This window comes from Crinalium epipsammum PCC 9333 (assembly GCF_000317495.1).
GTDB lineage: Bacteria > Cyanobacteriota > Cyanobacteriia > Cyanobacteriales > PCC-9333 > Crinalium > Crinalium epipsammum.
In genome coordinates this window covers 221231-236463 of record NC_019753.1, presented here as the reverse complement: position 1 = coordinate 236463, position 15233 = coordinate 221231, and the positions used below count along the sequence as shown (strand labels likewise).

The window sequence follows — 15233 nt, the reverse complement described above, 5'->3', positions numbered from 1 at the left end:
AGAGGATTAGCAGTGTGCTGTATCTAGCAGAAGTACAAAAAAAGACAAGTTTTATCGGTGGCTCTAAAAGCGAACTGAAACTGTTGGCTTGTCAGCGAACTGACCAGAGTTGGACTGCTGTGCCTGGTGAAGAAGCAATTCCTGCTCCAGATGAAGCTAATAACTATAATTCTGGGGTTTTGGTGCTGGCAGATTTAGGTACTAATCGACAGATACAGCGTCCACTAACGGAGGCAAGCCGTCAGTTAGTCAATATTTTGCAAAATTTTTCTCGGCAACTAGAAAAGTCTAAAAAGGAAGAAGAAGAAATTGATCAGTGGAAGCAGTCTCTGACTTATCAAAGCCAGGAACTAAATCGGCGTGAAATGGAAATGGAAGCACGCTTAGAACAACTACAAGAAATAGAGGAAGAATTTGAACGTTTAGAGCGGGAACGTCAGGAAATTAATAATTCGCGTTCCGAAAGTAATAAATTAAAACAAGAACTTGATCGTAACCGTCAACAGTTAGATGCAGCTTGGCAACAATTGCAGATACAGCAGCAACGTTTAGATGAGCGTGTAGCAGAGGTTGAACAATCAGCAGGTTTAGATGCCCAACAGGTAAGTTTAATTCAGGAATTAATTAATCGTATAGCAAGTGCGATCGCACCGACCGATGCACTACGGGAACAACTACATCTTGCTTTTGAATTAGTCAATAATCAGCAAGCAACACTAGATTACAACTGGCAACAGCTTCAAGAGCAACAGGCAGCGGCTCAACAGATGCAAGCTGAAGTTGATCATGCTCACCAAGATGTGCAAAATCGCTCTATCGAGTCGCAGCAAGGACAAGCATCTCTTGAAGAAGCACGTACTAATTTACAAGTTCAACAACAGACTTTAGAGGTCAAACAGGCATCAGCTAACCTGCTGCGTCTACAGTTACAAACTCAAGAGGAAATATACCAACAAATTTCCCGTTTGGCAACAGGTCAGGATGAGGGCAAAGTTACCCAAAAAATTGATGTGGAGGCATTGGAGAAAATACCTTTAGGAGAACTAGAGGGAATTGTCCAGAATTTGCAGAATGAATTACAGAAGTTTGTACGTTTTGTCAACGATCAACAAGAGGAATTAAACGAAAAGCGTCAGACGATCGCAGAACTGCAAAGTCAGATTGCCTCATCTAGTCAGCATGATCGCATTGCCCTTGAAAGTGACTTAGCAAGCGAGCAAGACGGCTATCAGTTGCTTGATCAAACCCTAAAGCCGCAACGCACAAGTTTAGCTGAGAGAGAAGACATTCTCAAACAACACATTCGCGTATTGCAACAACGGCAAGGAATTAGTAATGTCAATGTATCCGACAATCAAAAAATTGATGTAGAACCGCTCCTGACTCAGCTAACAGCGCAGCGACAACAACTTGAAGAACAATTACAAGAACTGGAAAGCCAGATTGCTCAAATCACTACCAGTATTGAGCAAGCACAGGGCATAGTGACTGACAGTACCAGTCAACAAGAGGCAAGGCAAAATGAGTTGCAAGCAATCCAGCAGAATTTACAAAACCAGTGGGTTGCAGTTGCAGAGTTATGGGGCAAAGTAAATCTATATCAAGAAAGTTTGCCACCTACACAAGATAACCTTAACTGGATACGACAAAAATTAGAGGCGATTGAAAGTTACTTAAATCACATTCAGGAAACTAGCGATTATCAAGTACATACAGTTACTGAAATGCAACAACTGCTTAATAATTTCATGGGTATTTAGCAACATTTCAATTAACAATTAAAGTTCATAAATCAGTCTTTTTTATGATGATCCAATTACCTTCAACTTCTGCATAGAATGAAGTTTTAGGTGAGGCGATCGCACCTCCAGGCAATGAGGATGTCCGAGAACGATTAGGGGCTGTAATTAAAAATGTTAGTTGTTCAATTTGCTCGAAAGTGGGAGCAATAGATAAGGCGGCTTGTAAGAATTGCCTTAGCACACGACGTTGTAATGCTAGGGGTGCATCACGTAATACTACACGATTCAAACTACTAAGATCGGAATTTTGTTGAGTGTAGTTAATTGATTCAGGAGTAATTGCCATTGCCTGCGATCGCAAGTTTTGTGCAGCTTGTTCTAAATATTCTACGTCTGCCCGTAATAGTTCTCCCGTTTGGGCTAAAGCTTGCTCTACTTGTGGGTTGAAGTGAGTTTGTAAGTAGGGTAGCAACTCTTGACGAATACGATTACGTGCATAGCTGAGGTCTTGATTATATACATCTTCCCAAATAGGTAGTTTGAAACTTTGACAAAACTGGAACGTTTCGGCGCGGCTAACTTCCAACATTGGGCGCACCAGTTGTAAATCTGGAGTTAGCGATCTTTGCCAGGTTAGTGCTTGCAACCCATCAGCACCCGCACCTCGGATGAGGTTATAGATTAAAGTTTCCGCGCGATCGCTTTTAGTGTGACCTGTGACAATATATTGGTAACTGTGTGAAGCAGCAATTTTAGTTAATGCTTGATAGCGCCACTCTCTTGCTGCGCCTTCACTCTGGGTTACATAATCTGCTATTTGCAGATAAAACGGAAGTTGCCAGTTATGAGCAATTTGTTCAACATGATCAGCGATACCAGCATCTTTTGACCAACGATGATCGCAATGTGCTATGGCTAGTTGCCAACCCCATTTGGGTTGTAAATCTAGCAGTAATTTAGTTAAGCATAGGGAATCTTGTCCACCAGAAACGGCTATTAATATACGTTCCTGCCGTTTCAATAACTGGCGATGTTGCAAAGTACGATGTACTCGCGTATGAAGCGGTGTCCAAACCGGACGATTAACCATCAATATTACAGAGTTTCTTTAACAAATTCAGCGGTCAAAATTGAATAAACTGCTTATATTTGACAGTTATGATTTGACCGCTGCAATATTTCTAGATTTGATTGTTTTAGTTAATCTTCAGTATTGATTTTCCTATCAAGAAGATGGATTCATATCCTTCCACACTTCATCTAGTAACGAGTCTGTAGAATTTTCTTCTGACTCGTTTGTATCGGATAGATCTCCAAAATCAAACTCATCGTCATCATCTGATGCGCTCAGATCGAAATTAAATTCATCTTCGTCAGTACTTGTTAGATCCAAGCCATTAACTTCAGAAGTCAAATCAAAATCACTGAGTTCAGAAGTGCCACCTAAATCAAAATCATTGGTATCTGAGCCGAAATCAAAATCAGTCGTTTCAGCAGTTGCCCCCAAGTCAAAATCAGTGGCTTCGGCGCTAGTACCTAAATCAAAATCAGTAGTATCTGAGCCAAAATCGAAATCCGTGGTTTCAGCAGTTTCTGCTACATCCAAACCACTTGGTTCACCTGTAGCTATGAAATCAAAAGCATTGGTTCCAGTTGTTGCAGCATCAAAATCAGTGGTATCTGAGCCAAAATCGAAATCCGTGGTTTCAGCAGTTTCTGCTACATCCGAACCAGTTGGTTCACCTGTAGCTATGAAATCAAAAGCACTGGTTTCAGTGGTTGCAGCATCAAAGTCAGTAGTATCTGAACCGAAATCAAAATCTGCGGTTTCAGCAGTTTCTCCCAAGTCAAAATCACTGCTTTCACTGCTGGCAGCATCAAAGTCAGTAGTATCTGAGCCGAGATCAAAATCTGCGATTCCGGCAGTTTCTCCCAAGTCAAAATTATCTTGATCAGCAGTCGTTGCCAAATCAAAATCGCTGCTTTCAGTGCTGGCAACATCAAAGTCAGTAGTATCTGAGCCGAGATCAAAATCTGCGATTCCGGCAGTTTCTCCCAAGTCAAAATTATCTTGATCAGCAGTCGTTGCCAAATCAAAATCGCTGCTTTCAGTGCTGGCAACATCAAAGTCAGTAGTATCTGAGCCGAGATCAAAATCTGCGATTCCGGCAGTTTCTCCCAAGTCAAAATTATCTTGATCAGCAGTCGTTGCCAAATCAAAATCGCTGCTTTCAGTGCTGGCAACATCAAAGTCAGTAGTATCTGAGCCGAGATCAAAATCTGCGATTCCGGCAGTTTCTCCCAAGTCAAAATTATCTTGATCAGCAGTCGTTGCCAAATCAAAATCACTACTTTCAGTACTGGCAACATCAAAGTCAGTAGTATCTGAGCCGAGATCAAAATCTGCGGTTTCGGCAGTTTCTCCTAAGCCAAAATCACCTTGATCAGCAGTAGTTGCCAAATCAAAATCAATGGTTTGGGCTATTCCCAATTGCAAGTCTTCCGCAGGAGTTTCTAAAACTTCTAAACTACTGTTTTGGGTTGCATCTGGCAGATCGAAATCTGCGTCATCGGCTGCGCTTGCTAGTGCTACATCGCTGCTTTCGCTAACTAAAGAGACTGCTGCCACATTAACAGTATCAACTTGAGTTGTGTTTGTTGCAGGCACAACTGGCTGTGGGTTAACTGTAGGTACTTGTGGAGTTGTCAACACCTGCTGAGGAGGGCTTACTAATGCCTCTGCCGTAGGCGTTGTAGGAACTTCAGGGGCAAATTCCATGTTGATTCTGACTTTTCCTTTTACCCAAGCCCCTGAGCTAAATCTTAGAACTTCACACTCAACTCCCTCACGGGAAAACCAGCCTTCCTGTGATTCTGACCATGTACCTAAGTTATGTGCCAACTGAGTCTTAATTACATCTGCAAGTTCGCCAACTCTAAAAGTACGGTGTCCAATAAAAATTTTGGCAGATTCATCAATAGATAAAACTTCCCCATTCTCCAGTGGCTGAAACTGATTATTCACGTTCATATTCCCTGATTAAATTTGTAGTTTTCATGCTGGTAAGCCGTGAGTTTCAAGCAAGTGAAGAGTCAGCAGCAGCAATTTGTTGAAGTTTCTACACTAGATATTTCATCGAAGCTTACCCCTTACCTGCTCATAGCTTACATTTTCGCGCTAATAGCTGAGGTGGTAAAAGCTTAAAAGAACCATCCATAGCTGTGTAGTCCTTTGCCTAGCAGATTCACCCCAAGATAGCAAATCCAAACAACCATAAACCCTGTGGCAGCTAAAATTGCTGGTCTGCGTCCTTGCCAACCGCGAGTAATTCGCGCGTGAAGGTAAGCCGCAAATACCAGCCAAGTAATCAAAGCCCAAGTTTCTTTCGGGTCCCAACTCCAGTAAGAACCCCAAGCTTCATTTGCCCAAACTGCACCAGCGATAATTCCGATAGTTAATAGGGGAAATCCCAATCCAATAATGCGGTAACTGATGTTATCGAGTGTTTCAGCAAGATTAAGGCGCTGGGGTGAAAGTGAGGGATTTAAGGTGGCAGTAGTTTCGGATATAGCTATCGGCAATTGGGTGTTGACTAAATCGAGAACTGCTGTTTTTGCTTTCTCGTTGCTTTCAACGAAATTAGTAATAGTAGAAGCGTTGCTAGATATTTGAGGCTGAGATACTAACTCAGTATTTCGTTGTAGTCGATAGTGACTTTCTTGATGTTCGCCTTTGTTGCGATAACCACCAGTGCCTACGGAACTACCGCGTAGTTCAATATTTTGACCGCGAGTAACTACTAAGAAAGCGATCGCCAGTAGTGAGCCTACCATCAACGTAGAGTAGCTGATCATCATCACGCTGACGTGCATCATCAGCCAATTCGACTTGAGGGCTGGTACTAGGGGCGCAGATGCCTGCATTTCTGGTGGTAACGTTATGGCAGCAAAGGCTGTAATACACATTGCTACTGGCGCTGTCACCACTCCCACTAAGCGACTACGGCTCATATTCTCAGCAATCAAATGAATGCTTGTGATTCCCCAAGTTAGGAAAAACAAAGATTCATAAAGATTGCTTAAGGGGAAGTAGCCAGCTTCTAACCACCTAGCGCCTAATAAAGCGGCAATGGTCATATTTGCGATCGCCATTCCTGCTGTTCCCAACGATGCCATATAAGGAATTCCTGGAAAGGCTGCCCCTATCCAGTAAATTAACATCGTGAGAAAAAGCACAGCAAACGAAATATTATCTAACTTATTCTGGAGTGCAACCAGATCCATAAAGTGTTCTCCCCAGGGGTTTTGAAACAATCCACATAAAGAAGCCAATATTATCGTATCGGTTATTGCTGCATCGGGTATTTTAGCTGTCACATTTCAACTTTCTATCTTGAATGGAGCCAGAGGACTCCCACTACACCCGTAGGGTTAGTGGCGAGATGAATGGCGACCAAACTATATAAATTGAGCGAAGCGAATCCTTATTCCGGTGTCGCTTGTTGCTCGACATATTTTTTTAATTGTTCAATTGTAGCACCTCCACAACTAGCTACAAAATAAGAACCAGTCCAGAAATAGGGTTTGTTATAGAAATATTTTGAGGCTAACCAGGGATATTCTTTACGGATTAATCTGCTGCTAACTGTTTTTAAGTTACCGATTAATGTGGATAATGGTATATCTGGCTTATAGTCAATCAACAAATGAACATGATCTGACTCTCCATTAAATTCTAGTAGTTCTGATTCCCACTTATTTAAGGTTTGTTTTAAGATTTCTAGAGAGCCGTCTTAAGATTTCGGCATTAATTGCACGTCTACGATATTTTACCACGAGAACAACGTGAGCGTTAAGTTTGTAAACAGACCTAAAACCGTGATGATATGAGGTTGACATCTTTAAGCGTCAAATGTTAATATATAGATAAGTTTAGCTCAAAAGAACTGATGTTAGACGTACTCAAGGTGAGAATTTATCCAAATAAGGGGCAACAACAAGCATTAGCCAAAAGCTTTGGTTGTTCTAGATTTGTATTTAATTATTACCTGAACAAAACTAACACTCAGTATGAAGAAACGGGTAAGGGTATGAGCTATTACGACATGGCTAAAGACCTTACTCAACTCAAAAAGCTATCTGATTATGAATGGTTAACAGAAGTAACTGCTGCTACATTACAACAAACACTTAAAAACTTAGAATCAGCTTTTAAGAACTTTTTTAGTAAAAGAGCAAGATTCCCTAAGTTTAAAAGTAAACATAGAAAGCAATCAATTCGTTATCCTGAAAGCTGTTCAATTAAAAATGGTGGTTTAAAACTTCCAAAACTTGGCATTGTTAAAGCAAACATTTCAAAAAGTATTAACGGTAAAATTAAGTCTGTAACTGTTTCTCAAACCAGTACAGATAAATATTTTGCTGCAATTTTATTTGAAACTGATGATTTAACAACTAACAAGAAAGGGAAAATCACAAGCATTGACTTAGGTTTAAGTAATTTAGTTACTACTTTTGATGGAAAAGATTTTGATAAAGTTGATCCGATTAAACCTACCAGGAAATATGCTAAACGTTTAAGACGTAGACAACAAGCATTATCCAGAAAGAAAAAAGGGTCTTTAAATCGTCAGAAACAGGTTAAGAGAGTTGCTAGAGTTCACGAAAAAATAGCGAACACAAGACAAGATTTTCTCCATAAGCTCTCAAGAAAATTAGTAGACGAAAACCAAGTCATTATAGCTGAGAACCTTTGTATTAAAGGATTAGCACGTACCAAACTAGCGAAATCAATATTAGATGCTGGTTGGGGAATGTTGCTTAATTTTATCAGCCATAAACTAGATAGAGAGGGAGCAATATTTGTTCAAGTTGACAGATTCTTTCCTAGTAGCAAGCTTTGTAATAGTTGTAAAGTTAAGAACAATTCATTAAATCTCAGTATTCGTGAATGGGTTTGTCCTGAATGTAAAACTCACCACGATAGAGATGAAAATGCAACACAAAATCTTAGGGAAGAGGGCATAAGAATTCTGTTAACAAATACCGTAGGACATACGGAAATTCAAGCTTGTGGAGAAACTGTAAGACTTAATGGTGCTTGCATCAAAGAGCAAGTTTCAGTGAAGCAAGAATCTCCCGTCACAGCGCAAGCTTGACGGGGGAGTGTCAATTAAGCCCTCTAAAAAACCAGCTTTTTGACACAATTCTTCCAACTTGTCCTACCTAAGTTTGATCAAAAAATCTTAATCAGGGGATGAGGGAAGTGAGGGAGTATTCTATATTAGACTTCCCTATTTCTTGAAGTATAGTTACAGCAGATTTAACGAAATTTCTTCATTCTTACTCCCCCTGCCTCCTCTGCCCCTCTGCCCCTCTGCCCCTCTGCCCCCCTGCGCCTAGGTTATTTTGCGTTGGGAGCAGGCGATGCTGGTATCAGAGATTTACTTGTATCTTTTGAAATATTAGGAGAAGAAGCAACTTTTTTCATCTGCACAAAAATATTGAATAAGCTACTACGTTCATTATTAACGCCTGCGGTAACTCCAATTGTTCGCATAGCATTAATCAGGTTTTTTTGTGTTGATGGTAGTTGCGGCAATCCTAAATTGCCCGCGTTAATGGTGCGGTCAATATCAATAAAAAATTGACCATTCTGGCGATCAAGCTTAGTTGTCAGAGCTTTTTTGAAGAAATCTTGCTCGGCAAGGGCAGCTTTTGGTTGAGGAACGATTAAGTTGGGGATGGCAGCGCCCAGCGTCAGGAAAGCTACATTGCCGTTTAACCAACCGTGAGTGGCTGTTAAACCACCGAGTTGAGATGTCCAGTTCACAACTGGTTGACCACTTAGTAGAGTTTTTTGCACCTGAAATTGATATTGTTTAGCCATTAACTGATCTAGTTGCTGAAAAGTTTTTTCAGCACGGGTGCGATCGCTTGCCTTTACCATCAGCACAACGCCAGCACCTAGATCGGATGGCGATCCTTTAGGTGTAGGGATGAGGGAAAGGGAAAATTCCCCTTTCATCCAAGACATCAAATCCTGCTCTAAATCTAAATTCGTTGTGGACTTGATCGTGGCACGCAAATTTTCTGGTTTGATCGGTGCGATTGGGTTAGAATCAGCACCCTGGCGGTAATCCTGCCACAACTGTTGTAAATTTCCACCATTAATCATCAGTAGTGTTTCAGCAGGTAGACGCTTGGGCATTTCCTTAGCATTGTTTTCGACTACAAGTAGCTTTTTGCTATTTGGCTTGAGCCAGGAAATTCCTTGAAAGTTAATTCCTTCTGGATCTAGGGTGACAGTCGTAGCAATGCCTTGTTTTTCTTGCGCCTGCGCCAAATTTTCAGGAGATAAAGATCGTGCTGAACTGGCTGCTGCTTTAGCCGTTGCTACTGGTACGTTTAAATATAACTGTGCGAAAGGTTGATTCGTTTGAATTTGACCTAGCGCCTCTTTATACCCAGGTGTAGTAGCTAGGGACGGTTGACCTTGATAAGTGTCAATTACACGCTCAGTTATTTTTGGGTCTGTAGTCACAACTAAGGAACGTCCCAGCACTGTCGTTGATACATACTGGGAAGCAGAGTTTTGTATTTCTTTAATCTGGATTCCTTTGTAAGTTCGTTCTACAAATTTGTTGGCTTTAGCTGACCTTGGCTTATCCAATAGCTGCCGTGCTTTCAGGGGATCATCAATTGGCAACACCATCGCTATGGACTGTTGGCTTAAAGGCGTGGTAGTTGATGCGCCAGATGCCAAATAACCAATCATTACTTGTTTGCCCAGCCAAGGTTTGATGTCTTGCTGGTAGTCATAGCCGTTGGCTGTCAGGAATTTGTCGCGCCAAGTTGCCAGTTGTTTGTTAAAAATAGCTTGGGTTTGAGGAGTTCCATATTGCTGTAGTTGCTGCCATTTTTCTTGATCGGTTGCGATCGCTACAGCAGCTAAGGTGTCTTGGGGAATCAACTCAGCACCGATGGGAACGTTACCCAACTGATCTTTGCGTTGTACTATTAACCAGTAAGCTACTGCTCCCCCACCGATTAGCAAAACAACAGCAGCTATCAGCCACAGGGAAGGTTTAGTTTTTTTCAACATGGACTTAGACAAGCTCGGCAGTGCAATTGACAATTTAGCATCATCCGCATTTTTAAATATATTGATACAGGGTATTCCTTTGTTGAGCAGGACGACCCAAGGATGCGATCGCCTGTTGCAACGTTTCTACTTCCATACAGGTTCCACCTTTAGCTCCAGCCATTGTGGTAATATGCTCTTCCATCAAAGTCCCACCAATATCATTACAACCCCATTTCAAAGCCTCAGTAGCACCAGCTAAACCTAGTTTTACCCAGCTTGGTTGATGATTAGGAATGTTTTTTCCTAAAAATATCCGAGCAACTGCTGTTAGTAGTAAGGCATCTTCTAGAATTGGTTGATCTCTTCCGACACGACGGCGTAATGGTTTAGGAGCTTCTTGACCAACGAAGGGTAGGATAATAAATTCTGTAATATAAGCTGGGTAGCTTTTGTCAAGTGAGGTTTGTTGGAGCGATCGCAATAATTCTAAATGCTTAATCTGCTGCTCGGAGGTCTCAATATGACCAGATAACATGGTGCTAGTAGTCGGTACGCCTAGTTTATGTGCTGTTTGCACAATTTCTAACCATGTTGCCGAGTTAATTTTTTCTGGGCATAATATTTGCCTTACTTTATCATCTAAAACTTCCGCAGCAGTTCCAGGCATAGAATCAACACCAGCATCTCGTAAAGCGGATATCACTTCTGCATAGCTGATGCCATCAACTCTGGCAATAAATTCTACTTCTTGGGGTGAAAAAGCGTGTAAATGAAGTTCAGGAAATTGATCTTTAATTGTCTTGATTAATTGGATGTAATAGGGTAAAGAAGCATTGTCCAGTTTAGCTTGAAGATTTAGCCCCCCTTGCATACAAATTTCAGTAGCACTCCGTCTGACTGCATCAGAGGCTTTCTCAAGAATTTGAGAGTGATCTAGCCAAAATGCGCCGTCTTCACCTTCATCTCGACGAAAGGCGCAAAAACTACAGTGTTGCTCACAGATATTAGTAAAGTTAATATTGCGATTGACTACATAAGTGACTGTATCGCCTACTTGCTTTTGTCGTAGTTCGTCAGCAGTTTGCTGGATAGAGGCGATCGCACTTGGATCGGTTTGCTTTAATAGTAAAACCGCATCTTGGGAGGATATTTCTTTCCCAGCTAGGGCTTTTTCTAAAACCGTATCAACAACTAATGAATTTGATAACAGCATTTTAATCTCAAATTGGAATATTTAATTGTTATATACATACCATAATCTTTTTTAATTATATTTTTTTTTTGCGATCCAAATGGAAATCATCTCCTAGATCAGCAAATTCATCTGAGTAATTATTTTAATTTAAAATAATTACTTTGTAGATATTGTTATGATAATTAAGTAATAAAAACTAATGTTACATCTAATAGCATAATTAGATACCTGGAACTTTTATTTAAATTTCAAGTTCATAAAAAGGATTGACTGATGTTAATAATCAATTTAAATGAAATTTAAGACTGCTGTCAAAACCGATCATAATCAGTTATTCAAAAAATCACAATTTCAATTATTGCTGCTGTTGCTGTGGCTAGTAATTGGTTGTATCCTACGCTTTACCCAGTTAACAGACAAGTCTCCTTGGACAGATGAGTTTGTGACGATGGTATTTAGCTTGGGTAATAGTTTTAAAACAGTACCACTTGACTCTGCGATCGCTCTTGATGCGTTAATGCAACCGCTACAACCCAACAATAGCGCAGGTATTGGGGATGTAGTTAATGTTTTATTCGCAGAAGATCATCATCCACCGCTTTACTTTGTATTAGCTCACCTGTGGATGCAACTATTTCCCCCCCAAGGTGGATTAATTTCTCTATGGGGAGCGCGATCGCTTCCGGCACTTTTTGGAGTAGCTTCTATTATAGGCGTGTATTTTCTGGGAATTGCTGCTTTTCGTTCCCGACGGATAGGGCAAATAGCTGCTGCAATTATGGCGGTTTCTCCTTATGGGATTTTTCTTGCTCAAGAAGCGCGTCATTACACACTAGGCATTTTATGGATAATTGCTTCTCTTTGTTGCCTAGTAATTGCTGCTCAAAACATTCAACAACGGAAAACTATACCAATTTGGTTAGTATTTGCCTGGGTAATAATTAACAGCTTGGGAATTTCCACGCACTACTTTTTTGTAATCACCCTTTGTGCAGAGGCAATAGTTTTAATAGTACTTGCTTGGTGGAATAAAGCTCATCAGTCAGATATTAGTGTGGAAAAAACTAATATTTTTACCTTAGAGTGGCGACGGATATATGTAGTTGCTGCTGGTACATTTGCTGGAGGTTTAGTTTGGCTGCTAGTTTGGCAAAACACTTATAAAAGTGAAATGACCCAATGGGTTGAAAGTGGGAATCGCCACTTTTTACAATGGATTAATCCCATATTTCAGAGTATAGGAACTTGGATCACCATGATTTGCTTGCTACCAGTAGAAGCCCCATCTTTAACGGTAGTAATTGCTTCTGGCGTGGCGATGCTAATATTTTTTCTGTGGGCATTACCTATCCTCTATCGCGGTTTAAAAACACAATTACAACAGCAGTCAACAATCGGGATAAGAGTTTTGGGTATCTTTGTTTTAGGTGCGATCGCCTTATTTTTTATAATTAGTTATGGTTTAGGATTTGATATCACACGCGGTGCTAGATATAACTTTGTTTACTTTCCTGCGGTCATCGTGCTGGTAGGGGCAAGCTTGGCTGTATCTTGGGAAAAAATAAGCACTCACAATTCAGCTAGGGAGCTAAATTTTCCATCCAGTAACTTATCTATAACTCAAGGAAAAAAAGCTGTAGCAATGATTTGGTTAATTGGATTGTTAAGTGCTGTTACAGTAGTTAGCAATCTTGGTTATCGCAAATATTATCGACCTGATATTTTAGTACCAATAATTCAACAAACCTCCTCAGTACCAGTACTAATTGCCACAACCCATAATACTATTGTCCAAACTGGAGAAATAATGGGGATAGGTTGGGAAATAAAACAGATAGCAAATTCACAAAAACAGATAAATGCTCAATTTCTTTTAGCGCATCAAAATCAGAATCGCTGTGAAGGTAAAGAATGCCGTGCTAGTGATATTCTGAAAGAAACATTAAATGAGTTACCACAACCAATTGATTTATGGCTAATGAATTTCCATGCACCAGTAGATTTAAAAGCACAAAATTGTTTTGCTGATCCTAGTTCTTTCCCCCCAGTTTATGGATATGATTACAAGCTTTATCACTGTCGCTCAAATACTAAACTCCCAGCTAACTAAGAAGTTTTACCCTTAAAAATATCAACCTCAACAAATTATTCTCGCTTGACTTGTTCGGGAACACCTACAGGGGACAAACCAGCGATCGCTCTCAAGTTTTGACAACGAATTAATTCAGTAAAATCTAAACTAGAACGACCTTCAATTTTAGCGATCGCTTCAATCCCAGATAACAAGTGTTGTGCTGCTTCGGTTTCAGTGTAGCCGCGTCTTTGTCCTACCGTGAGTGCAGCAGCATCAGCTTCTAGCAGATTTTGAGTACTACGGCTATTACGCCAAATTTGAGTTCCGGCGATCGCACCTAATCCTGTAGCAACTATCACCCCAACTGCATCTGCTTGGACAAACTCAACCACTCCTCCCAGAATCCCCGCCACTACAATACCTTGATATAAATCTGGCTTAAACCATTTGATCTTCATCAGCCAGCTAATCTTACTTAAGATAACTAAATCGCGCTGTGGCTTAGATAAACGTCGCCACAAATCAAAATTAATAAAAATCGGTCTTTCTTGAGACCAAGGTAGGGGAAAGGGCGTATCAATTACCTGAGATTGCTGTGGTCTACTGACAATTTTGGTCAGCATCCGACCAGAAGCAGGCATAACATCTAAAAGACGGCGAATTTCAGGTTCTGGATTCATCGTTCAACAGTCATTAGTAATTGTTAATTGATAATTGTTAATTGTTAATTGATAATTGTTAATTGTTAATTGGTTCTCACCAATTCAACATTAAACACCTCAGCAAAAGCTACTGCTACCTGCTGACGAACCTGATTAAAGTCAATTCCTGGGATCAACTGTTCCAGGCTACCGACCGCTTTATCTACAATACCGCAGGGGATAATTTGCTCAAAACCGCTTAAGTCAGGGCAAATATTTAAGGCAAAACCGTGCATAGTAATCCATTTACTTACCTTAATCCCAATTGCAGCAACTTTACGATCTTCTACCCATACCCCTGTCATACCAGCTATCCGATAACCTTCTAGCCCATAAACTGAGAGTACCAGAATTAACACTTCTTCTAACTGGCGTAGATACCAATGTAAATCTTGCTGATAATATCGCAAATTTAAAATTGGGTATCCTACCAACTGACCAGGGCAATGATATGTTACCTCACCACCTCGCTCAATTCGATGTACTTCCCACTTTGTCTGATTTAGATCAAAGTTTATAAAGTCAAGACTAGCGCCTTGTCCAAGAGTATAAACAGGCGGATGTTCTAGCAATATTAGGGCATCATCAACGTCAGGATTATTGATCCGTTCAGCAACAAGCGATCGCTGCCATTCCCAAGCTATTTTATATGGCATTTGTTCAACATTATAAAGCCAGCATCGACGGCGTTGTTGGCTTAAATTGTTAGCATTGCTTATATCTTTCACAGAAACCATATAACATCAAACTTATTGCTATTTATAAATTTTTGATATATTTTAAAATTCCAGAAATTGTGCCTATATACTCATTTTTCGATATTATATAGAAATAATACCTAAATCAATTTTTTATCTTTCATACTTTGGGGTTAAAGGTAATAACTTGATTATCGTCATGTTATGACTAAAAGAGAAAAGTTATGGCAAAAAGCTAAGGATAGCCCAGAAAATCTTACTTTTGATGAGTTGGAAACTCTCTTAAGCCAGAATGGATGGGAATTTAGCCGTCAAAGAGGGAGTCATCGCTTATGGTATTCACCAAAGGGTAACCCTTTACCAATTCAACCCCGCAAAGATGGGAAGGCAAAACTATATCAAATTCAGCAGTTTTTTGAATATCAGGAGGGGGAGGAAGAATGAATTTAACTAACTATAATTTTAATGGTTTTACGATTAATTTATACGTTGATGAACAGGGAGATTGGCTGGCACATTTTGCCGAAATGCCCAATATCTCAGCTTTTGCTGATACCCCTCAACAAGCTTTAGAAGAACTGAAACTGGCTTGGGAATTGGTTAAGGAAGGTTATCAAGAAAAGGGTAAAGAAATTCCTATTGCACCTGAGCGGAAAAAATTCTCTTCAACTTTATAAGGCGATCGCATTCTATCCCAATTTTACTCATGTGTGCGATGCACTGAAGTTTAATATTTA

The 15233-nt window shown here is 40.2% G+C and carries 12 protein-coding genes and 1 pseudogene; 5 read left to right on the top strand and 8 right to left on the bottom strand.

Annotated elements, in window-relative coordinates:
• The first annotated feature begins 14 nt into the window (after nt 1-14).
• Nucleotides 15-1760, top strand: coding sequence for a pilus motility taxis protein HmpF (hmpF, locus tag CRI9333_RS00940; RefSeq protein WP_015201332.1), 1746 nt, complete (start codon nt 15-17; stop codon nt 1758-1760).
• Nucleotides 1761-1785: 25 nt separating this feature from the next.
• On the opposite strand, the gene tilS is transcribed toward hmpF, so the two are convergent.
• The 4 genes and pseudogenes from tilS to tnpA all read right to left on the bottom strand — a co-directional run bounded on the left by tilS (nt 1786) and on the right by tnpA (nt 6641).
• Nucleotides 1786-2832 (bottom strand): tRNA lysidine(34) synthetase TilS, encoded by a 1047-nt coding sequence (tilS, locus tag CRI9333_RS00935; RefSeq protein ID WP_015201331.1) that lies wholly within the window; start codon nt 2830-2832, stop codon nt 1786-1788.
• A 135-nt stretch (nt 2833-2967) separates the two neighbouring features.
• The gene (locus CRI9333_RS24555) at nt 2968-4773 is read right to left on the bottom strand and encodes a KGK domain-containing protein (protein WP_015201330.1); all 1806 of its coding nucleotides are present in this window, start codon (nt 4771-4773) and stop codon (nt 2968-2970) included.
• Between the two features lie 170 nt (nt 4774-4943).
• The gene (gene ccsB, locus CRI9333_RS00925; RefSeq protein WP_015201329.1) at nt 4944-6026 is read right to left on the bottom strand and encodes a c-type cytochrome biogenesis protein CcsB; all 1083 of its coding nucleotides are present in this window, start codon (nt 6024-6026) and stop codon (nt 4944-4946) included.
• 200 nt (nt 6027-6226) lie between these two features.
• A pseudogene (tnpA, locus tag CRI9333_RS00920) lies at nt 6227-6641 on the bottom strand (IS200/IS605 family transposase).
• A gap of 50 nt (nt 6642-6691) precedes the next feature.
• Between tnpA and CRI9333_RS00915 the strand changes: the two are divergent.
• The gene (locus CRI9333_RS00915) at nt 6692-7900 is read left to right on the top strand and encodes an RNA-guided endonuclease InsQ/TnpB family protein (protein ID WP_015201328.1); all 1209 of its coding nucleotides are present in this window, start codon (nt 6692-6694) and stop codon (nt 7898-7900) included.
• A 245-nt stretch (nt 7901-8145) separates the two neighbouring features.
• Here CRI9333_RS00915 and CRI9333_RS00910 read toward each other — a convergent pair whose 3' ends face one another.
• Both CRI9333_RS00910 and cofH read right to left on the bottom strand, forming a co-directional pair.
• The gene (locus tag CRI9333_RS00910; RefSeq protein WP_015201327.1) at nt 8146-9846 is read right to left on the bottom strand and encodes a DUF3352 domain-containing protein; all 1701 of its coding nucleotides are present in this window, start codon (nt 9844-9846) and stop codon (nt 8146-8148) included.
• Nucleotides 9847-9898: 52 nt separating this feature from the next.
• Nucleotides 9899-11041, bottom strand: coding sequence for a 7,8-didemethyl-8-hydroxy-5-deazariboflavin synthase subunit CofH (gene cofH, locus CRI9333_RS00905; RefSeq protein WP_015201326.1), 1143 nt, complete (start codon nt 11039-11041; stop codon nt 9899-9901).
• 274 nt (nt 11042-11315) lie between these two features.
• Here cofH and CRI9333_RS00900 point away from each other — a divergent pair, with 274 nt between their 5' ends.
• A complete protein-coding gene (locus tag CRI9333_RS00900; protein WP_015201325.1) occupies nt 11316-13133 on the top strand; it encodes a glycosyltransferase family 39 protein in 1818 nt (605 codons plus the stop codon).
• 35 nt (nt 13134-13168) lie between these two features.
• Here the strand turns inward: CRI9333_RS00900 and CRI9333_RS00895 are convergent, their stop codons facing one another.
• Complete coding sequence (locus CRI9333_RS00895) at nt 13169-13777, bottom strand: DUF3318 domain-containing protein (RefSeq protein WP_015201324.1); 609 nt, start codon at nt 13775-13777, stop codon at nt 13169-13171.
• A 65-nt stretch (nt 13778-13842) separates the two neighbouring features.
• Complete coding sequence (gene lipB / locus CRI9333_RS00890; protein WP_015201323.1) at nt 13843-14535, bottom strand: lipoyl(octanoyl) transferase LipB; 693 nt, start codon at nt 14533-14535, stop codon at nt 13843-13845.
• 165 nt (nt 14536-14700) lie between these two features.
• Here lipB and CRI9333_RS00885 point away from each other — a divergent pair, with 165 nt between their 5' ends.
• Both CRI9333_RS00885 and CRI9333_RS00880 read left to right on the top strand, forming a co-directional pair.
• Nucleotides 14701-14940, top strand: coding sequence for a type II toxin-antitoxin system HicA family toxin (locus CRI9333_RS00885; protein WP_015201322.1), 240 nt, complete (start codon nt 14701-14703; stop codon nt 14938-14940).
• The gene (locus tag CRI9333_RS00880) at nt 14937-15173 is read left to right on the top strand and encodes a type II toxin-antitoxin system HicB family antitoxin (RefSeq protein WP_015201321.1); all 237 of its coding nucleotides are present in this window, start codon (nt 14937-14939) and stop codon (nt 15171-15173) included. The genes CRI9333_RS00885 and CRI9333_RS00880 overlap by 4 nt, the downstream gene beginning before the upstream one ends.
• Nucleotides 15174-15233 lie beyond the last annotated feature (60 nt).